This is a genomic window from Thermogemmatispora carboxidivorans, from assembly GCF_000702505.1.
GTDB classification, from domain to species: domain Bacteria; phylum Chloroflexota; class Ktedonobacteria; order Ktedonobacterales; family Ktedonobacteraceae; genus Thermogemmatispora; species Thermogemmatispora carboxidivorans.
Window position 1 is genome coordinate 3,789,683 of sequence record NZ_JNIM01000001.1, and the last position, 20,897, is coordinate 3,810,579.

14 protein-coding genes are annotated in these 20,897 nt (G+C 61.1%); 7 read left to right on the forward strand and 7 right to left on the reverse strand.

Annotated elements, in window-relative coordinates:
* The first annotated feature begins 128 nt into the window (after positions 1-128).
* Positions 129-746 carry a sulfite oxidase-like oxidoreductase gene (locus tag N688_RS14855; RefSeq protein ID WP_081838885.1) on the forward strand — a complete coding sequence of 206 codons (618 nt, stop codon included), beginning with the start codon at positions 129-131 and terminating at the stop codon, positions 744-746.
* Between the two features lie 127 nt (positions 747-873).
* On the opposite strand, the gene N688_RS14860 is transcribed toward N688_RS14855, so the two are convergent.
* The 6 genes from N688_RS14860 to N688_RS14885 form a co-directional block, all read right to left on the reverse strand.
* Positions 874-1,683 (reverse strand): hypothetical protein, encoded by an 810-nt coding sequence (locus tag N688_RS14860; protein WP_052890011.1) that lies wholly within the window; start codon positions 1,681-1,683, stop codon positions 874-876.
* 247 nt (positions 1,684-1,930) lie between these two features.
* Positions 1,931-3,394 (reverse strand): SpoVR family protein, encoded by a 1,464-nt coding sequence (locus tag N688_RS14865; RefSeq protein ID WP_052890012.1) that lies wholly within the window; start codon positions 3,392-3,394, stop codon positions 1,931-1,933.
* A 25-nt stretch (positions 3,395-3,419) separates the two neighbouring features.
* Positions 3,420-4,568, reverse strand: a complete 1,149-nt coding sequence (gene yhbH, locus N688_RS14870) for a sporulation protein YhbH (protein ID WP_052890013.1) — start codon at positions 4,566-4,568, stop codon at positions 3,420-3,422.
* A 214-nt stretch (positions 4,569-4,782) separates the two neighbouring features.
* Positions 4,783-6,678: a PrkA family serine protein kinase gene (locus N688_RS14875; RefSeq protein WP_052890014.1), complete on the reverse strand. Its 1,896-nt coding sequence runs from the start codon at positions 6,676-6,678 to the stop codon at positions 4,783-4,785.
* 843 nt (positions 6,679-7,521) lie between these two features.
* Complete coding sequence (locus tag N688_RS14880; RefSeq protein ID WP_052890015.1) at positions 7,522-8,964, reverse strand: sensor histidine kinase; 1,443 nt, start codon at positions 8,962-8,964, stop codon at positions 7,522-7,524.
* Positions 8,965-9,223: 259 nt separating this feature from the next.
* Positions 9,224-10,096, reverse strand: coding sequence for an SAM hydrolase/SAM-dependent halogenase family protein (locus tag N688_RS14885; RefSeq protein WP_052890016.1), 873 nt, complete (start codon positions 10,094-10,096; stop codon positions 9,224-9,226).
* 436 nt (positions 10,097-10,532) lie between these two features.
* Here N688_RS14885 and N688_RS14890 point away from each other — a divergent pair, with 436 nt between their 5' ends.
* The 5 genes from N688_RS14890 (at position 10,533) to N688_RS14910 (ending at position 16,319) form a co-directional block, all read left to right on the forward strand.
* Positions 10,533-12,878 carry a hypothetical protein gene (locus N688_RS14890; protein ID WP_052890017.1) on the forward strand — a complete coding sequence of 782 codons (2,346 nt, stop codon included), beginning with the start codon at positions 10,533-10,535 and terminating at the stop codon, positions 12,876-12,878.
* Positions 12,879-13,179: 301 nt separating this feature from the next.
* Complete coding sequence (locus N688_RS14895; protein ID WP_052890018.1) at positions 13,180-13,767, forward strand: hypothetical protein; 588 nt, start codon at positions 13,180-13,182, stop codon at positions 13,765-13,767.
* A gap of 263 nt (positions 13,768-14,030) precedes the next feature.
* Positions 14,031-14,339: an ATP-dependent Clp protease adaptor ClpS gene (locus N688_RS14900; protein WP_081838886.1), complete on the forward strand. Its 309-nt coding sequence runs from the start codon at positions 14,031-14,033 to the stop codon at positions 14,337-14,339.
* Positions 14,340-14,691: 352 nt separating this feature from the next.
* Positions 14,692-15,252, forward strand: coding sequence for a universal stress protein (locus N688_RS14905; protein WP_052890019.1), 561 nt, complete (start codon positions 14,692-14,694; stop codon positions 15,250-15,252).
* Positions 15,253-15,713: 461 nt separating this feature from the next.
* On the forward strand, positions 15,714-16,319 hold the full coding sequence (locus tag N688_RS14910; RefSeq protein WP_052890020.1) for a GAF domain-containing protein: 606 nt from the start codon (positions 15,714-15,716) through the stop codon (positions 16,317-16,319).
* A gap of 117 nt (positions 16,320-16,436) precedes the next feature.
* Here the strand turns inward: N688_RS14910 and N688_RS14915 are convergent, their stop codons facing one another.
* Positions 16,437-17,612 carry a DUF711 family protein gene (locus tag N688_RS14915; RefSeq protein ID WP_052890021.1) on the reverse strand — a complete coding sequence of 392 codons (1,176 nt, stop codon included), beginning with the start codon at positions 17,610-17,612 and terminating at the stop codon, positions 16,437-16,439.
* Between the two features lie 159 nt (positions 17,613-17,771).
* Here N688_RS14915 and N688_RS14920 point away from each other — a divergent pair, with 159 nt between their 5' ends.
* Positions 17,772-20,888: an AAA domain-containing protein gene (locus tag N688_RS14920; RefSeq protein WP_052890022.1), complete on the forward strand. Its 3,117-nt coding sequence runs from the start codon at positions 17,772-17,774 to the stop codon at positions 20,886-20,888.
* Positions 20,889-20,897 lie beyond the last annotated feature (9 nt).

The window sequence follows — 20,897 nt, forward strand, 5'->3', positions numbered from 1 at the left end:
GTTCCTCGTCAGCCCCAGGGGAATTTTACCCTGGGCGAGACTGTTATGACTGTTGTAATATACTGTCTACCTGACCTTTGCCAGCTACTGCTCACCTGGAGATTACCAGGCACAAGGAGTCAAGCCGCATGAGTCTGTTTAAACGACAGGCATCCGAAACAGCGATCAATCCCACCGCCAAAGAAGGAACGGGAGCAGACCGGCTGCCGCCCGGCCAGTATCTGACCAAGAAATGGCCTGTATTGAGCTACGAGCGCACGCCTGGCTTCCCACCCAACTGGCGACTCAAGATCACCGGCGAGGTCGAACAGCCTTTTGAATTGACCTGGGAAGAGTTCCTCGCGCTGCCACGGGTGACCATTACAACCGATATCCATTGCGTCACCACCTGGAGCCGTTTCGATAACACCTGGGAAGGCGTTCATATCCGCGAGCTTCTCAAGCGTGCCCGTCCACTGCCGAGCGCCAGGTACGTCATGGCCCATTCCTGGACCGGCTATACAACCAATATGCCGCTCTCCAGCCTGGACGACGATGATGTGCTGATCGCTATCAAGCACGATGGCAAGGACCTGGAACCGGAGCATGGCGGCCCGGTGCGCCTGGTCGTGCCCAAGCTCTACTTTTATAAGAGCGCGAAGTGGCTCGACGGGCTCGAGTTCATGGCTGAGGATCGACCGGGCTTCTGGGAGATGCGCGGCTATCACAACCGCGGCGACCCGTGGCAGGAAGAACGCTACTGGTAGCTGCCTTCTCACCAGCAGGGAACAGAGCAGAGACCGCGCGCCGGTCGCCCCGTTTCGCCATTGCCAGAGCTTGACCTCAGCAAGGCTGGCCGGAGCACCGGCGCGGCGCGGCAGCTCAGACAGAGAGCTAGAAGCGGTTCCGGCGCAGCAAGTCAATCACGACCGCGATCAAACTATAGAGCGAGTCGCTCGCTCCGTAAAGACAGCGCTTTCTGGCCTTACCGCGGGGGTTCATCTTCCCTCCACTACCACTTTCTGGCGTGAGCCTTCCCTCAAAAGCCAGTGGATGAGGCTCATCCGCTACATCGTCGCTCCAGTGCAGCTCAGGAAAGGTGCGCACCGCCACCTCAGCCGTATAGTCTCCACAGGCGATCAGCGTCGCCGGCGAGAGGACCCGAAAGCGCCATTCCTCCTCCACCCCCTCCAAGAGGAGGAGATCATCCAGCTTTTTGACGCTCTCAAAGGAGCCATCCAGGTTGAGACCGAGCGCCTCACGCGCCGCCTCGATGAGGACATTCATGTTGTGCACCGCGACGCTGCTATGCTCATCGTGAGAAAGGCGCGGATCACGCAGATCGACCCGCCGCTCCAGCTCCTCCTGGAGCATGCGATAGTCCGGGTCCAGCTCCCAGCTGAGAGGGAAGCGCAGCACCCAGCCCAGGGCCTCTGGGCTGAAACCCTCGGCCTGCAGCACCTCCACCTGAGCCGCCGTTAAGGCCTCTTCCCCTTGGAGAGCGACGCGCACCATGATTCCCTTGGGCAAACCACGCTGATAGGGCAGCGCAGCCGTCACCACATACCACCGGGCCTCGTCGATTACCTGACTCAGCGCATTGGCAAAAGTCTCTCGATCGTCCTGCAGTGGTTCATAGTAAACGCGGTTCAGCACCCACTGCTCTGCCTCAGAAGAAATCAGCAAATGAGGGCCAAATGGCATGGAATCCTCCTTTAGACGAAATCACCGATCCATGCCAGGAGAGGAGAGGAGAATCTATCAACGATATGCGAGACCCCTCAAGTGCCTGGAGGAGATGTAAGACAAGATACTATTGCGCGTAACAAGTATTATAGACGAAGTTTCCCAAAAAGACAAGAGCGCGGCAGCGAGCTGAGCTGATCCTCAACACCTGCGGCTGCCGCGCCAGCCCGCTGGAGCAGGCCCGGAGAAGGCGAGCTACCAGAGTTTAGCGCTCAAGCGTCGTCTTACTACTGCGCTCCCCATCGTAGGAGAGCAGAATACGCTTGCCATCGTAGACCGTCTCCAGATGCACCGGGCGGCCCCAGAGCTGGTAGACATACTGCAAGGTCCTCTCAGCATAGACCAGGTCAAGATCCTGGCCCTCATGCAGATGACGCAAGTACAGCTCGCGGTTGCCCCGATAATCGCCGTCGTCGACCACAATATAGGGGAAGCCAAAGTTGGTCATGCTGGTCACGATGCCGTCGCGCACCTTCTCCCAGTTCTTTTCCACAATCACCCACTCATCGCCCTCCTTTTTATACAGGTAGAGATCCAGCTCCTCGACCAGCTCCTTGGTCAGATAGTTGCGCAAAAAGGAGACATCGTTATCCAGCTCACGGACCTCAAAGATCTTCTGACGGCCCATCCCCGGCTTGCGTCCAAGGCGCTCCTGCTCCTCCCTGGTTGGATGATCCCAGCGACGTTCAATATCCTCGAAAATCTTGTAGCCCAGGAAGTAGGGATTGAGCGAGGTGCGCGAAGGCGAAAGGACGCTGGCATGCATGCGCGCAAACTCCACCGTCTCGGCATCGGAGATCATGCCTCGGTCAGCCATCTCGCGCATGATGCGCGAATGCCATAGAGAGGCCCAGCCCTCGTTCATAACCTTCGTCTGCATCTGGGGCACAAAGTACAAGAACTCCTGACGCACAATCTCGATCACATCGCGCTGCCACGGCTCCAGAATAGGCGAATGACGGATCAAAAAGAGCAGAAGGTCCTTCTGGGGCTTGTCGGGGAACTTCGGAGGACGGCCCCGGCGGCGCTCGCGCTCCTCCTCGGCACGACGCTCCTTCGCCTCGCGATCCAGCGCCCAGAGGTCGTCGTACTCCGTCGAGGGCCGCGTGCGTGACTCCTCGCCCCGCCAGAGCTGCTCCCCTCCCTCCTCATCATCCTCGCCCTTCAAGAAGAGATGGTAGTCAACATGCTCCTGAACCGAGAGCACGGAGTCGAGAAAGTGCTCGACCTCCAGCTTGCCATGATCGAACTCATACTTGGCAATGCGCTCGGCATTGAGGCTGGCGCGTTCGATCATACGGCGCGACGTATGCTGGAAGTAGACATTATTCTTAAAGAAATCGGTATGCCCGAAGACATGCGCCGCCACGAAGGTATTCTGGAGCAGATCATTCATCTCCATCAGGAAGGCGTAGCTCGGGTTCGTGTTGACCACCATCTCATAGATCTTGCTCAGCCCCAGATCATAGAGCATCTTCTGACGGTAATAAGCCTTTCCGTGAGTCCAGTGGCTGAAGCGGCCCGGCAGGCTGTAGGAAGCGAACTCATACATGATGGTCGCCGGGACCAGCTCGAAATGAGTCGGGAAAGGGTCCAGCCCGAACTCACGGGCAATCTCCCAGGCATAGCCGATGCGGTCACGCAGGCGCTCCAGATCGCTATCCGCCATAGGCATCTCTCCCTTGCAGTTGCACTTATCTGCCAGCAGGCACAGCATCGCCGCGGCGTGCGAAGAACTTGCGCAGCGCCGGATAGACTTCCTTCTTATCCGAGATCGTCACCGCCACAAACTTCTTGTCCGTGATGCGGCTATAGGCCGACATCAGCGTACTGGGAGAGCGATAGTGGCCCTCGCGGATCTCGCCGTAGCCGAAGATATTGCACAGCTCGATGAGCTGCTGCACCAATTGCACGCAGCGATCATTATCCCAGGGAAGGTTGTCGCCATCCGAGAAATGGAAAGGGTAGATATTCCAGTCGTGGGGATTGAAGCGCTCCTTGATGATTTGCAGCGCCAGCTCATAGGCCGACGAAACCTGGGTGCCGCCGCTCTCGCCCTTGTGGAAAAACTCCTCTTCTGTGACCTCCTTGGCCTCGGTGTGGTGACTGATAAAGACGATGTGCACGTTATTATACTTTGTGCGCAGGAAGCGAACCATCCAGAAGTAGAAGCTTCGGGCGATATACTTCTCAAACTCACCCATCGAGCCGGAGACATCCATCATGGCAATCACGACGGCGTTCGACTCGTAACGAATGGTTGGCTCCCAGACCTTGAAGCGCAGATCCTCGTTCTTGATGTCCTTAAAGCGCGGCTCGCCCTTGGCGGCATTGCGCTTCATATTCTCCAGAATGGTGCGCTTCTTATCGAGATTGGTCAGCGGGCCATGCTTGCGGATATCGGTAAAGCGGACCGCATCGGTCTGTAGCTCTTGCTGGCGCTTCTGCTCCAGGTTCGGGAGTTCCAGATCCTCGAAGATGAGTTCTGACAACTCCTCCATGCTGATCTCGGCCTCATAGTAGTCATAGCCGGGATCTTTGCCGGCCTCGCCCTTCTTGCCGCGGCCCGCACGCGGCTCCTGAGCAATGACATCGCCGACGCGGCTCTTGCCATCGCCCTGACCCGCATGAGACTGGCGCCCGGGATCATAGCGGAAGCGGTACTCCTCCAGCGAGCGGATCGGCACGCGGACCGTCTTCTTGCCATCGGAGAGAATTATGCTCTCTTCGCTGACAATCTCCTGCAGATTCTTCTTAATAGCCTCGCGAATCTTCTCCTTGTGGCGCTCCTGGTCAATCTGCCCTTTGCGGTGCAGCGACCAATCGTGCTGCGAGACGGACATAGCGTACACTCCTTCCTGGCTGGAAGCGGAAGCGAAAAGAGAACAGGGGATGAACCACCGGCCCGGCAACGGGCAGGCTGCCAGGCCCTGCCCCCCCTGTCGGCCCGGCTCCTCACCTCCACACCCTGGCGGAGAATGGTGTGGCAGGCCACGAGCACGCCAGGACCTGGGCACTTTGGCGGCGCGGCTGGTTCACCCCCTGGAAGACCGTTTCTTAGCGATTCAACAGGCTCCCGACGTAACGCAAGATCTCATTGGCGCAGACATAGCAGTAGCCATGCTCCGCTACCAAACGCTCGACTACCTCATTGATCTTGCGCCGCTGCTCCTTATCGGGCGTGCGCGTCGAGGTTGTGATCTTGACGACATCGCGCAGATCGGCGAAGAGCTTCTTCTCGATGGCCTCCTTCAGGCGCTCGTGGCTGGTATAGTCAAAGGTCAGCCCTTTGCGCGCCAGCGACGAGATGCGGATCAGGATCTCCTCACGGAAAGCCCGCTTGGCGTTCTCCGTGATCCCGATCTGCTCCTCGATCGAGCGCATCAGCTGCTCATCGGGATCGATCTCCTCATCGGTGATAGGATCGCGCAGCTTCGTCTTGTTGCAATAGGCCTCGACGTTGTCCAGGTAGTTATTGAGCAGCGTGCGCGCCGCCTCCTCATAAGAGTAGACAAAGGCGCGCTGCACCTCCCTCTTGGCCAGCTCGTCGTACTCTTTGCGCGCCTCGCTGATGAAGTTGAGGTAACGCTCGCGCTCCTCACGTGTGATGCTCGTATGCTGATCGAGACCATCGCGCAGAGCGCGCAGTGCATCAATCGGATTGATGCAGGTCACATTCTGGCGCACCAGAGCATTCGAGAGGCGGTTAATGACATAGCGCGGCGAAATGCCGTCCATGCCCTCGCGCTGGGCCTCCTCTTGCAGCTCGCGAACATCCTTCTGCTTGAAGTCCTCGATATCCTCACCGTCGTAGAGACGCAGCTTCTTCATCAGGCTCATACCGGCCTTCTTCGACGGCTCCAGGCGCGTCAGTACCGCAAAGATGCTGGCTATGCGCAGCGTGTACGGGGCAATATGGACGTTGTGCAGGGCACTCTGCTTGAGGAGCTTCTCGTAGATCTTGATCTCGTCGGAGACGCGCAGGTTGTAGGGCACTTTCACCAGAATGATGCGGTCCTGCAGCGCCTCGGACTTCTTGTTGCCGACGAAAGCCTGATACTCATGCTCATTGGTATGGCTGACCACCACCTCGTCAGCATAGATCATGCTGAAGCGGCCCGTCTTGATGTTCTGCTCCTGGCTGAGAGTGAGCAGCACATACAGGAACTTCTCATCGACCTTGAGCATCTCGATGAATTCCATCAGGCCGCGATTGGCGACGTTCAATTCGCCGTCGAAGCGGTAGGCGCGGGGATCGCTCTCGACACCGACCTCACCGATCGTCGAGAGGTCGATGCCACCAACCAGCTCGCTGATGTCCTGGCTCTTGGGGTCCGATGGGGTAAACGTGCCGATGCCGATGCGATACTTCTCGCTGAAGGCGATGCGCTGGACAGGGACATCTTCAATACGCCCGTGATACTCGTTATCAAGCGTGTAACGGCAGCGCGGACAGAGATCGCCCTCGATGTAGAGGCCAAACTCCTTCTCAATATCGGGGCGGAGCTCCTGGGGGATGAGATGCAAAGGCTCCTCATGCATCGGGCAACCTTTGATCGCGTAGACAGCGCCGGCCTCGGTGCGCGTGTAGGCTTCCAGGCCCCGCTTGAGCAACTGGACAATGGTCGACTTGCCGCCTCCAACCGGCCCCATCAGCAGCAGGATGCGCTTGCGCACCTCCAGGCGCTGGGCTGCCGAATGGAAGTAGTCGACGATCTGCTGCAGCGCCTTCTCGATGCCGAAAATCTCCTGGCTGAAGAAGTTGTACCGCAGTTCGCCGTTGCGCGTAGTCTCGACCCCCGCCTCCATGATCATGTCGTAAATGCGCTCATGCGAGAGGCGGGCGACTTTCGGCCTCTTACACGCGATCTCAAAGTATTGGGCGAACGTCCCTTCCCACGCAAGTGCTCGCTCTCGGTCCCGATATTCCTCTAACCGCTTCACCAGGTCCATAGGTTACCCTTTCTTCTTCTGTCTGCTAGGCTGCCGGCCAGTTCTGCAGGCGGGACGCTTCGCCTCAGACCAGCGCCGGCGGGACGGGAAGAACGCTTACTGACTGTTACACCGGGTGTACGCCTTTGCCGAGGTTCCTTTCCTTCTATGCCAGCTATGACTACAATGACTGCTGCTCCTTCCGGCGCGAAAAACAGGTAAACTATGATATCAAAGGGCTGGTTTTCTGCTCGATCTGCATGCCAAGCTAGAGAACCAGCCCTTTCTACGTTGCAACATGCGATATGACTGTACTTGCTGCCTGCATCTTCTGCTCGCTCTCCTTCCGCATCTCCTCTCGCCTACCTTCAGTACCCTCTCGCGGCTCGCCAAGCTGCAGAGAAGATGGGCCACTGTGCGTCTGGCCCTCGGGCCGCGCGGAGCAAGTGCTTTCCCTGCTTTCTGTTCTCTCCCCTCCTTCTCCTCGCCCCTGCGCTCCCCCCGAGAGGTCCCACTTGTTCCCCCTGCAGGGGATACCGTGTCTGGTTGAATGCCATATGCTGCTTGATTCGACCGTGTTCCAGAGTAAACAGTAACGGTAATCGTAGCATACAGTACAGACCGGCCCCTGTCAAGTGGCGACCGCCGCTTTTCAACATCCCCCATCTGGGTCATCTTCTGGCTGCTCCCTCCGCCTCGCTGCTGACCAGTCTTCCCCACTCACCGTCGACTGGTCCACACCGGCTCTTTCTTTTGGCAGAGGGGGAAAGCGGCAAGGCGTTCTGAGCGAGATGGCGCAGGCGACAGCCGCAGAGGGCTGGCTGTCCGAGACTGCGTCGGACCTCTCTAAGAGAGCAGCGCTGGTTATCTTTCTCCGTCGTGCTCTTCACGGGAGAGGTCGCGCCTGACATCGCGTGGGGCTTCGATGAGAGGGATACTGAGGTCAAGCTGACAGCCTCCGCCGGCGGGCCGACAGAGACGAAGCTCGCCTCCTAGCTCGTGCACGCGCTCGAGCATGCCGATCAGGCCGTAATGGCCCGGCCCCGAACCGGCGTCCGTGAGCGGAGCGACAAGGCCGTCGCTGGCAACGAGAGCCTCGTCTCGGCTGAAGGCCGCGAGCTGGGCCTGCACCTCCTGCGGCAGACCAACGCCGTTGTCGGCAATGGTGAGCTGAAGCCGGCCAGCGTCTGTGCGCAACCGCAGCCAGACCTGTGTGGCCTGGGCATGCTTCTCGATGTTGGTGAGGGCCTCTTGAATGATTTTGAGCAGGGTCTCAATGATTTTAAACAGGGCCTCTTGCCGGTCACCAGGCAGATGCACCAACTCGGGGGGAAGGTCTAGCTCCAGGCTCCAGCCGCAGCGCGCCGCCCGGCGCTGGGCAATGGAGGTAATCGCTTGCCGCAGGGAGCCTTGCAGCAGCACAGGTGAGCGTAGATTCGCGATGGAGGCCCGTAGCCCGCTCATGGCCTCGCGCGTGACTTGCAGCGTCTCGACAATCTCCCGCTCGCAGCGCTCCGGGTCCCGACCGACAAGGCGACGCAGTACCTCTAGCTTGACGCTGACCAGGGTCAGGGCATGACCAAGAGTATCATGCATTTCGCGCGCCAGGCGCGTGCGCTCGCGCAGGACGGCCAGCTCCTGTTCCTGAGCCGCCGAGAGCGCCAGACGCTGATGGGCCTCCTCCAGTTCACTATGGGCCTGGGCCAATTCCTGTAAAAGGCGCGCATTGCGTTCCTGCTCTCTGAAGAGGCGGGCAATGGTAAGGGCCGAGATAACCGCAGAGCTGAGCGAGAGAAGCAGTCCCCCCAGCACACCCAGATCATTCAGCTCCAGAGGCCAGTGGAAGACCCCGCTGAGCAGCAAAAAGGTCAGGAGCGAGCAGAGTAGCGGCCAGGCGAGGAAAGGCAGCTCAAAGATGGAGAAGCAGAGACCAAAGACAAGCCAGTAGTCCCAGGCCAGGCCACGGTCAATGCAGGCCAGCGCCAGACAGATGAGATAGCAGCAGGCCCAGAGGATCAGGGCATAGGGACGCGCTGGGGGCCAGCGACGCTCTCGCCGTAGCCACATACGCCCAAAGTGGAAACCCTGGACGAGGAGCAAGAGTAACGAGAGCAGGATAATGGTCACAGCCCGCCAGTCATGAAAGTAACTGGGAGAAGCGCTAAGTACTACATAGTCAGCGATGGTCAGGGCAACGATGTAAAAGAGGAGCCATTGCAGACCAAACAGACGCAGACGACGGTGAAATCGCTGCTCAGCTTCGCTGGCAGCCGCCATGTGCTCCTCGCTCTTCTTGACAGCGGTCATGGCCTTCGGCTGCCCTCCTCTCTAGAGCCTGCTGAGGGTCACTATACGATGCGGCCGGAGCTTTGCCGCTCCACACGTTGCTGGTAGCAGTAGCGCAGCATGGAGCAGTCGACCCATCCGTCTTGACCAGGCTCCCGGATCGGATGGTCGCAGCGACGCGACGGGATGGGTCGACCCGCGTTCTCTGTTCGCGTTGTCAGTCCCTGTCTACAGTGATCAGTATAGCCACTGGCTCTGACTGGCGCCAGTGCCGAAAGAACTAGGCTTCCTCTATGACTAAAGTCACGGCTTCCCCTACGGAGACGCCCAGGGCGACAGCGGCGTTGCCGTTGCGAATGGCCACCCCTACATAGCCGGCACTGTCGCTGTAGACGAACGGCTCGCCTTCGCCCGCTGCTCCGGCAAAGAAGGGCTGCCGCCGTTCGATGGTCAGGTGACGCCCGGGTATGAGCAGGCGCACACGCGAGGCACTGAAGAGGTCGGGCACGAGGGTCAGGGGAATGCTCGTTACCAGGTTGCCGAAGTGGTCAATGTAGATGACGCTGGCCTCGATGCGCCCTCCCTCACGCCGCGGCTGGCCGAGATCGAGGCGCTGCAATGAGCCAGGATCAAGGACGGCACCGAAGTCCGAGAGCGGCACCCCACGCGCCAGATGGGCCGCCGCCGGCGCAAAGATGTCTCGCCCGTGGAAGGTTGTGCTGACCGCCGGCAGACGATAGGCCGGGTTCTCTAAAGCCACCACCCGACGCAGCGGCTGCTCGGCCAGCACATAGCTGAAGAGACCATTGTCCGGCCCAACAAAGAACCACTCGCCAGCTTCCAGCGCAATGGCCCGCCGCTGGCTCCCAACTCCGGGGTCAACAACACAGAGAAAAATGCTACCCGCCGGGAAATAGCGATAGGCGGTTGAAAGCAACCAGGCCCCAGCCGCGACGTTCTGGGGCGCAATGTCATGGCTGATATCTATGAACTGCGCCTGCGGCACAATGCCGGCAATGACCCCTTTCATGATCCCCACAAAGCCGTCGCGCAGGCCAAAGTCGGTCATGAGGGCAATGACAGGACTGGAGAGACGAACGGCCTTCTGCTCGTGAGCGCTGGCCGTTCGCGGCTGCTCTTCTTTTTGTACCATGATAGCTTCTCTCTTCGCTTCGTTTCAGCCAGCCTTGCAGGGAAGGCCAGGCCTTTTCTCCTTTCTGTGTAGTCGCTGGCAGGCACGCTGTCAAGAGGGATCAAGAGGGCAGGCCAGCGAATCGCTCAATGGTACTGGCCAGCTACCCTTCTTTAGCCATTGTATGCTATACTAGCCACGATATAGAGCGGTCCTGAAAAGAATACAGGTAGAATAGAAGAATAGTCCAGGCAATTTCAGTCTTTCTTGAGCCTGTTCTTTCTGCGCTACGAGCGGGTGGTCTGGGTATTCCCGGCCAAAACGCAGCTTTGCAGTGAAACATTCCCTATTTGATTCATTTGCACACGATCATTACAGACAGTCGAAACTCGATGGAAAAGGAGGCGGCGCTTCTTCCCCACGTCTGCAGTCAGGGAGATGCGCTCTGCATGAGCCGATGAATGTCAGTACCGGTGGCTCGCATATCCTTATTTTTGAACGCGATCAGCAACTTGCCGCCTTGCTCAGTAGCGAGCTGCAGCTGGCAGGCTATGAGTGCCATATAGCTCGCACGGCAGTGGAAGTCTTTGACGCGATTGCACGCCATCAGGTGCGGCTGGTCTTGGTCAACCTGGCCCAGGCGGCGGCAGGGCGCCGTGAGTTCTGGGTGGCGCTAGAGGCCCAACGTCGGGGGCGCGGTGTACTGGTGCTGACCTATCGCTGCACCAACCTGGCCGGCTATGGTCCGTATGATCCCGAGGAGCATCGGCAGAGCGTTGATGTGGAGGTTGATGGAATGCTCGGCATCATGCGTCTGGCCGAGGCGGTCCGGGCTCAGGTGCCTTTGCCAGCCACGGCCTCGCATCCCCAGGTGCGTCTGGCCGATCTACCAACGCAGGCGTCGCCCTCTCCTACTCTGACAAGTCTGCAGCAGACGGTTCCACACCCGGCAGTCTTTTCGCCAAGCCAGAGCCAGGTCAGCGAGCTTCAGCGGCAGTCACCGCCGGCTCCGTCGACCTATGCGACCAGTCTCCAAGCGGCCCCTGCTGTTCCTCCGTCGCCGACCTTCACTGATAAGATCCGGGCGGTGATCTATCCGGGCAGCCGCAGCTTTTCGCCGGCCCCTGCCGCTGTCCCGGCTCCGGCTCCTGCGCAAGAAGCTGCCTGGGGGGCAGCGTTCGGAGCAGATGCCTTCCAGGGTCCCGATGGGTTTGTGGCCTCCGCCTCCCCTTCCTCAGCGCGCATACCAGCCGTCTCGCCGGTGGCCAGCCCAGGCTCGCGCCAGCCACCGCTGAACCAGGCTGGTCAGTTCTCGCCTGCCTCTCACGCTTCGCCCTCTCCGGCGCAGCCACCATACTACCCTCCTTCGGCCCAGGCTGCGCCGCCGGAGCTCTATGCCCAGCAGCGATCTCAGCCGCTGGAGCCGCTCGTCCAGGAGTCGGCGGAGCCCTTCTATCAGGCAACGCGCTCCCAGGCTTCTGGGCCTCTGCCCCAGCCCCAGACAGCGCTGGCTCCCCAGGACGCACCGCCGCAGATGGCCCATCTCCCTTCTATGACTCAGGCGAGTCCTTCGCCTTTTGCTTCGGCTCCGCAGCTTTCGCAGCCAGCACCAGCCTATCAGCCGGTCTTTCAGGAGAGCCCCTATCAACCCAATCAGGCCTATACCCAGTACGCGCCACCCGAGGAGAAAGGAGAGTCGAGCCTGGCGCAGCTAACGCGCCTGCTGCGCGAGCGTTCTGCCCTCTCTGCTCCGGGAGAGCGAGGGCCAGAGTCAGGCGAGGCACAGATGCCGCCTGGTGGAACGGCGGCGGCCCCCGCGGCCCCAGCTCCGCCTTCGCCGTTGAGCACAGCCTCGCTGCGAGCAGCCCCGATTCAGGGCTTACAATCAGATCAGGAGCCTGATTATCGTCCCTCGCGTTCGGAGGTTCATGCCGCGGCTCGCAGCCATTTGCAGGCCCTGGCAGGCGCCAGTCCGACCATCGGCGAGCTGTCTTCGCTGCGCATGGCTCCCCCCTCTTCGGCCTCTGCCCCGGCTGCGGCTCAGAGCCAGGCGGCTCCTCATACCCACACCGCCCAGGCACGGGCTTACACCGCCGAGCAGCCAGCGGTCGAACGCCGTCCGGCCTATAGCAGCCCTCACGAAGCCCGAGGTGAGGACCTCTCTCCCGTCCAGATGCAGATGAGGAACGCGGGACCAGTCGAGCGAGTCGAACGGGAGGCGCCTGCAGCCCCCAGCCAGCCCCTGGCCAGCGACGACCTGGCCGCTACGGCTGATGAGGAGACCAAGAAGGAGATGATGCATGCTGAGGCCGCTCCGGTCGAGTCGGCGCGCCGCCCTTCGTTCGAGCGCGAGTCGATCACGTCCGATACGACCTTGCTCGATATTGTGCAAAGCTTGCCACCGATGGAGCCGCCACCGCAACGGCAACAGCCACAGTCGCCGCTGATCCTCAACGGACGGGCCACGCGCTCGCTCGGCAGCGTCTTGTTGGAGGGCCATCTGGTGCCACCCGAGCGCCTGGAGGTAGCGCAGAACGTTCAACGCATGCTCCGCGGGGTCGATCTCAATTATCAGTTGGGGGAGATTTTGCTCATGTTCAAGTTGCTGACCCCCGATCAGCTGCTGGCGGCAAGCCTGGTGAGCTATGGCCTGCTCAATACGGCGCAGATCCGCTCGCTGGGCCGCATCCGCCAGGAGCTGCATTCGATGGGTCTGGAATACGATCTAGAGAATTTGCTCATCCTTTTCCGCATTCTGACACCAGAGCAGCTTCGCGAGGTGCGCGCTAGCTGGTCGTCATGAGTGCCTCCTTGCCCCCGACCGGCTCTCTCCAGCAGGCGTGAGATTGATCCCCAACGACCCACATGGGAAAAATGAGGCCTGGCCCGCCCCCGCGGGCCTTCCTTATTTATCTTCAAGCGCCTGGCCTGGTCCCATCAGAACCAGACCCTCTTTGCCCTGGCTGTACGCTCTCCTGACCGGAGCACGGGCAAGGAGAGCAGAGCAGAGCCGGTCGCTCGCCTTGCTACCTCCCGGCACGCAGATTGGCTATAATGTCTGGTGCTAAGAGAGCGCATTTTCATCCTTAGCAGGAGCCATTCTTATGCCACAACAACAGCAACAACAGCAATCGTTTGCCGACTACGATCTCCTCGCAGTTTTTAGCGATGAGGAGAAAGCTAGCGCGGCTGAGGGGAAGCTGCGCCGGGAGGGTTTCAAGGATGAGGAGATTTATCGCTTGAGCGCCGGGGCAGTCAAAGGAGGTGAGTTCCGCGATCATGGCCCACGCCAGGATCGTAGCGCTTTTTTCTTGCAGACGACGCGCAGCGGTCCCGCGCCGGCACTCCTGCTGGTGCTGGCACTAGTAGCCGGCCTGGTCGTGGGCCTGCTGGGCTTTGCATTGGGCTTCGCCTTTCCCGCCTCTGAACACTGGCTGATCACGGTGATCGGGGTGGCAGTGGGCCTGGTCTGCGGCGTGGTGCTGGCCTTTGTCCGCGGGAGCCGGGTACGGGGCGCGATCGGGCAGGACCTGTCACGCCTCCCCCAAACAGCCGCTCCCACGCGCGAGGCGCGGACAGTGATCGCTCTGCGCTTGCTCGACCCCGAGAATATTAGCCGCAAAACCAGGGCACGGGCGATCTTGCTCAATAACGGAGGCCGCCTTGATCGAAGCGTGGGCCGCCGGGAGTGAGGAGCGGCGAGCCGGGCGCAATGGAGCGCTCTGCTCCCGCTTTTTTTCGCTCGCTAGCCATGACGCAGCGCTCGCTGTAGTCTGCCCACTGAAGAACGTCATAGCAATAATGAGGCAGGTGAGGGTCTTACCACTCTGCTGGGCAAACACTGGTAATATCTTGGTTTCTCGATTAGAATTAGAATAGATTTACAGCAAAGTATCGGCAAGCGCCGGCGGCCCTGAGCAGAAGCCCAGGAGCACCCGGGCGGGAGAAAGAGCGTATGAAGGGGAACACTGTGCCACCAGCGAGACTGCAGGTTGATCTGGAGAAGCTCGCGCGCCTGCGCGACGCGCTCTTTCCACCGTATAAGGTCATTCTCTTCAACGACGATGAGAATACCATGGATTATGTGGTTGCTGCCCTACTGCACGCCGTCAATAGCCTGACGTTGCCGGAGGCAGAGCGCATCATGCTGACAGCCCACGTGACGGGAAGCGCCGTGGTCGTGGTCTGTCCCAAAGAGCTGGCCGAGTATTATCAGGAACGCCTGCTTAGCTACGGCCTGACGGCTACGATCGAGCCGGATTAGCTCCCGGCTGGGTCCTCCTCGGGCAAGCCGCCTACTCCGCAGGAAGCTTCCTGATCCAACTCGCTGGCTCACTCGTAGCTGACCGGGTTGGCCAGACCCGAGGTTTCGGCTGCCGATTGATTGCGCTGATCGCCCAAATAGAGTCAGGACTGGCAGCAGGTCTGTTGGACAGCGCTCACTACCATTGACGCTGCCAGTCTCTTCCACTTAGAATCTGTAGAAGGGTCTGCAGGGATGCAGTAAATAGGCTCTTTCAGGCGTATGCAGAGGCGCAACGCGCAGGGCCTGCAAGAGATCCGAACGAAGATGATGCTGTTTTGTCAGATTCGAGATCGAGAAGAGGGGAGACACTATGGTTCACCTATGGCGCTCAAGAACGAAGGAGGAGGCCGAGACCACCAAGGCGCCCGGGGTCGGAGCCACCGGCGATATCGCGGTGATTGTCGAGGGGAAGAAACTGGATACGGAACTGGTCAGGTTGGCTTGCCTGATGGCCAAGCGCGCCAAACGCAAGGTTCACCTGGTCCACATCATCGAAGTTCCTCGTACCCTCCCCCTCAAGGCTGTCCTCACAGAGAAGTCGAATGCCGCTAATAAGCTACTCTCCGAGGCCATTGCCATTGCCGAAGAGGCCGGCTGTGATGCTGTCGCCGAGATTGTTCAGGCCCGCGATGCCGGCCCGGCGATTGTGGACGAGGCCCGCGATCATGGCTGCGCTCTGATTATGCTAGGGTTGGTACGTAGCCACCGCTCCCAGAATAATCTGGGGAAGACGATCCCGTACGTGCTGCTCAATGCCCCCTGCCGGGTCTGGGTGATCCAGGACCCCAATGGCACAGCTGCCGCCGGTACAGCCAGTATGCCCGCGACTAGCGCCACGAGCAATAGCGATGCCAGTGCCTCAAAAGCATGATCATAGATTGATGCCCATCATACCACACGCATTACTCTGGCCGCCTATGACTGCTTCAGAACACGCTGAATACGGGTGAGGCGCACGCCGCAACGCCGCATACGAGACGTCTACGCCAGAACGCTACCGACATAGCTAGACGCCAGACCAGGCTCAGTCTGGCCAGGCCGTGAGAGGCTCTCGTCCCGGCGCGTGAGACTTGCGCCGCCGCCGGGAGCTTTGCTTCTCTCGCACTGCGTCGCGCCGCCCAGCCCTGCGGGTGCCTCCTGTCTCTCTCGCATGGTCAGCGCTTGCGGTCGGTGAGGGTGCCTTTTTCTCTTCTCTTTCGCTCGCTTGCTTCGCTGGCTAACCTTTTCTCATCACTGCCAGCATGCTGATATGCTATAATTAGAGCGAGCGGAATTCTTCTTTTTGTTGACTCAACCGGCTATCACTAGCTCAATCCTGGAAGGAGTCTCGCCATGACGACCAACCCACAGAATGCAGGGCCACCGCCACGCTCCCATAAGGATTACTATACTGCCCTTCATCAGGCTGCGCTGACCTTCTCTTCCAGCCTTGAGCTGGACGAGGTGCTCCACAGTGTAGCCAAAAGCATCGCCGAGGCGATGCAGGTGAAAGCCTGTGTGCTACGCCTGTTCAATAAGCGCACAGGCCAGCTTGAGATCAGTGCCTCCTCCGGGCTGAGCAGCGGCTACCTCGGCAAGGGGCCGGTCGATGTCTCTCACAGCCCTATCGATCATGAAGTGATTCAAAGCGGCAAGCCGGTCTTTATCCCTGATGTGCGCGTCGACTCCCGTTTTCAGTATCAGGAAGCTGCACGGCGCGAGGGTCTGGTCTCGCTGCTCTGCGTTCCGCTGGAGGTGCGTGGCGAGGTCATCGGCGTCTTGCGTGTCTATACTGCCGAGCCGACGACCTTCCACGAGGATGATGTGCAGTTTCTGACTGTTCTCGCCAGTCTGGCCGCGCTCGCCATTGAGAACGCCAGGCTGTACGAGAATCTGAAGAGTTCGTATGATGGTGTGATGGATGCTCTTTGGGGGAGCAGCCTCAGTCATCAGGCGTAAGCTGGTGCGGTGGCCGCCCAGCTCTGCCCCGCCCTCGACCTTGCCCTGCGCCTGCTCATTTCTTGCTCCTTACTTACCTCTGCCTGATCTGGTTTCTGTCGTCTCGATCTTCTCGCTTCAGCGGATGCGCGTGTTGGTGAGATAGGGCGAGGTGAAGGTCGTGCGTTCTCCTGGCCGCTTGCCAGGTACAGGGAAGAGCCGCGCCGCCAGCGGCTTGCGCAGGCGGGTGGCCAGGGTGGCGACGTCGAGGAGGAGGCCGGCAATGCTCTGCTCGGGGCTGTCGCCCGGCAACGGAATGGTGTCCAGTCCTGTGCCGCAGACGGCGGAGTAGAGCAGCAATTGATGAACGTGCAGACGTCCCTCCTCCCAGCGTCGCCCTAACAGGGCGTCCTCCAGTACAGGCAGCATGAGACCACAGTAGCCACAGGTGGGCAGGGCAGTGCTTTGGAGGCCGCGAGTGATGGCCGCGGCGACGGCCAGAGTACCAGCATCACCGATGAGACCATAGCCGCAGGCTTCCAGCGCGGGTACGATGCTCTCTTCTCCAAGTGGGGCAGGAGAGAGGTCGAGGCCATTGTAGTGCAGCTGGTGCTCGTCGCTGAGCGCGCGCGCCAGGTCGGCCAGCGGCCCCAGTTGCTCTTCAAGGGTGCGGCGAACAATGGCGCTGATCGTCTCCAGGGCCAGGGGTTGGCGCGCTTCTGCCGCTGCGGCGCCAAGGGCCTGGCCGAGGAGAGATGCGCTCTGGAGACCAAGGCCAAGGCTGGCCGGACCGCGATGGTAGGCGGCAGGGAAGAAGGGACACCCCGGCTCCACACAGGCCAGCATGGCAAAGCGGAAGTTGCCATCGCCTTCGGGAGTCTCCTGGGCTAGACGGAGCATGAGGCGGGCTACGATTGGAGCTGCGTCGTGACGCAGACCTTGCTCGCTGCTGGCCAGCAGGACGCTGGCGCTGAAGGCCGGACCGGCAATGAGTAGCTCAGGCAGCAGAGCCAGACGCTCCAGTGGCACGATCGGGTCGACGGCGAGTGCAGGACCAAGCGAACAAAAGGCGATCTCAGCCTCTGCGAGCATCTCTTGTAACTCACGCCCGTAGCGCTCGATGTCTTTGGCCGGCCAGGTGGCCAGGTCGCTCAGCAGCGGACGGGTGGCAAGGCGCTGCGTCTGTACCTCATAGCCCGCCTCGTGCAGGCGGGCCGCAATGGCTCGCAGTTGCTGGGCCAGGCGCCGCACAATCGCAGGCGTCAGCGGATGCGGCTCGGCTACGCCCAGAGTGATGGTGCGAATGGGGACCATTGTTGCTGACTCCTTTCCTCCCTCGTTGCTATCCGTATACAATATCTCCAGGATACGCTATTTGGAGGCGGGCCGCCAGCACACCAGCCCGTGCTAGCGCTGCCACGCTCGCTGCCTTCGATGGCAAGCTTGCAGGGAGAGAGGTGACGGCCAGGCGCTATGTCTACGACGTTAGAGACCGCGCAGCAGGCTGGTACCTGCTTTTTGTGCGCGCTTGCCGCCTCGACTCGCCCCTGCGCTGTTCCCCGCCTTGAGGGCTTTCTCCTCGCCGCCTGGGAACAACCGGCCAGATCGGGTGAGCGCCTGCCCTACCTGCTGCTGAAATGCGCCGAGGGGCTGGTCTCTCTCCAGTTGACGCGCGCTGATCGGCGCCTGGTGCAGGAGCTGCGGGCCCGCGGGCGCCGTGTGCGCGGGCTGCGGCTACGCGCCTACCACCTGCCCACTCCGGCCCAGCATACTGAGCAGCATGGGCGCCCTGTGCTGGCCTATCGCGCCGACCCCTGGACGCTGGTCGTGATCGAGCCGGATACGCTGCTCAATATCACGGACCTGCTTTACGCCGAATATTGCCCCCGCCAGTATCTGCTTCAGCGCCTGCTTCCCAGTGAGGCAACGCTGGAAACGCTGCGTGGAACGCTCGTCCATGCCTGCTTTAAGGAGCTGCTGAAGGCCCATGATCGCGGCTCGCTGACTGGGGAAAGTGGCCAGGCTCTGACACTGCTGCAGCAGCAATTGCGTCAGGTTCTGGAACGCAGTCGTTTTGAGTTGGCGCTCTTGAAGCTCGCACCAGAGCAACTGGAAGCGGAGGTGACACCCCACTTGGAGAGCCTGGCGAACTGGTTCGAGCAGCAGCGCAGCACGCTCTGGGATGTCCCTTTGCCGGCAGAGGGTCCTGCAGATTCTGCGGGTCACTCGGGGAAGCACGGCGATCATTTGGTGCGCGCAGAAACGTTTCTGCTGGCGCCCGAGATTGGTCTGAAGGGGCGCCTGGATGTGCTTTGGCAGCAGGGAGCGCGGCGGCGTTTGCTGGAGCTGAAGACGGGCGGCGCCTCGGGACCGCTGCCACGACGCAATCATCGCTGGCAGGTGCACGGCTATCACGCGCTCTTGACTGTTCGCCGCCAGGCTCGTACGCAGAAGGCCCTGGCGACCCTGCTCTATAGCGGTACACCCGGCGAGGCCCAGGCTTTTGGGATTCCTTTCTCGATCCGCGAGCTGCAGCAGGTGAATGAGCAGCGCAATCTGCTGGTGATCAGCCACGTCACTGGCGAGCCTTGCGCTCCACCAGGGCCAGGGCGTTGCTCGAAATGCGCGCTGCGGGAGGAGTGCCGCCTCGTCTCCTGGCTGCTGGATTGGGAGCCGCCTGCGCTGGCAGCAATCTCGGACGCAACGACTGCCCCCGACGCCCCCACGCTGCCACCAGGGGCCGCCGGGCTTACGGAGAGCGATCGCGCTTTCTTCGCCCGCTACTATCGCCTGCTTCAGGCCGAGGGCCGGGCCAGTGAGCAAGAGCAGGCTCTGCTCTGGCAGGCACCGGTCGCTGAACACGTGGCCCGCGGGATGGCAATTGCTGGACTGACTCCGCTGGAGCCACCTCAGCCCACCGCGCAAGGCGAGTGGGTGCAGCGCTTCCGCTGTGAGAACCGGTCGGAGCTGCGCAGTGGCGATGAGATCCTGCTCTGCGATGACCACCCCCTGGATGGCGAGGTGGTCACGGGAACTATCCTGGAAATCGGCGCCCGCGAGGTAACAGTCTGGACCCCCGAGCTGATCGCTCATCCAACCTTGATCGAGCGCCACGCCACGGATGTGGTTCATCTGCGCACGCTACAGAATCTCTGGCGCTGGCTACATGTGGAGCCGCGCCTCCGCGAGCTGGTCTATGGCCTGCGCCGCCCGCGCTTCAGCAATGAGCCGGTGGCGCCGCGAGCGGACTTCAATCGCGAGCAGAATCTGGCGGTGGAGCGCGCGCTGCAGATGCAGGATTATCTGCTGATCCACGGTCCGCCGGGCACGGGAAAGACCGCAGTCATTGCCGAGATTGTCAAACGCCTTTGTCAGCGCGGCGAACGGGTCCTGCTGGCAGCCTTTACAAACCAGGCGGTCGATAACATGCTGCTGCGTCTGGAGAGCGAGGGCTTCCATGACTATCTGCGCCTGGGACATGAGCGCAGCGTGGCTGAGGGCGTTCAAGAACATCTCTTGAAGCACCTGGCCCCGCTCTCGCCGGAGCCAGGAGAGGCAGCCATCGAGGAAGGGCGGCCCGACCTGGCCACCGCCGGGCTACGGGCGACTCTGCGCACGCTGCCCGTGATGGCCTCAACAACAGCTACCTGGTCTTCTGAGCGTTATGCCCCCGCTGAGGCGCAGGGGAATGAGGCTGACTCGCTGCTACGCTTCGATGTAGCTCTGATCGATGAGGCCGGCCAGCTGACGGTTCCCGCGCTGCTCGGGGCCTTGCGCTTTGCGCGACGCTTCATCCTGGTGGGCGACGAAAAACAGTTGCCGCCGCTGGTGCTGAGCCGTGAGGCGGCGGAGGGCGGCCTGCGGGAGTCGCTGTTTAGCCTGCTGAAGCGCCGCGATGAGGAGTATCTGGCCACGCACCCGGGAGCAGAGAGCGCCTGCGTGGCTCTGACAACTCAGTACCGGATGCATGAGCAGATCGCCGCTTTCCCTTCGCGCTGCTTCTATGGGGGAGAGCTGCGCGCCCATCCGTCGGTGGCACGGCGTCAGCTTAGCTTCGGTGGGCCGGCAACGCCGCGTCTGGGCGAGCGCGCGGCGATCCTGCGTGCGTTGCCTCCCAGCCAGCCAGTAGTCTTTCTTGACGTGACCACTCCTGAGAGCGAGGCCCGCGTGAGCCAGGCTGAGGCTCGCCTGGTGCGCGAGCTGGTCACGGCTCTGCTGGCGCGCGGGGTTGGCCCATCGCAGATCGGGATTATCGCGCCCTACCGCGCTCAGGTGGCGAACCTGCGCCGCCATCTGGTCTGGAAACAGTACGGCGCCCCTCATCCAGCTTTGACGATCGATACGGTCGATCGCTTTCAGGGCGGCGAACGCGCGGTGATCATCATTTCGTTCGCCACCACGCAGCCACCGCCGCCGGATAGCCTGCTCTACGAGTTTCTGACCGACGCCCACCGCCTCAATGTGGCCCTGACCCGCTCCCAGCGTAAACTGATCCTTGTCGGGCATGCCACCGCGCTGGAGGGGCTGCCGATCCTGGGCGATCTTCTGAACTACTGCCGCGAGCTGGGGGCCTTTATCTCAACGGAATAGGAGCAAGCC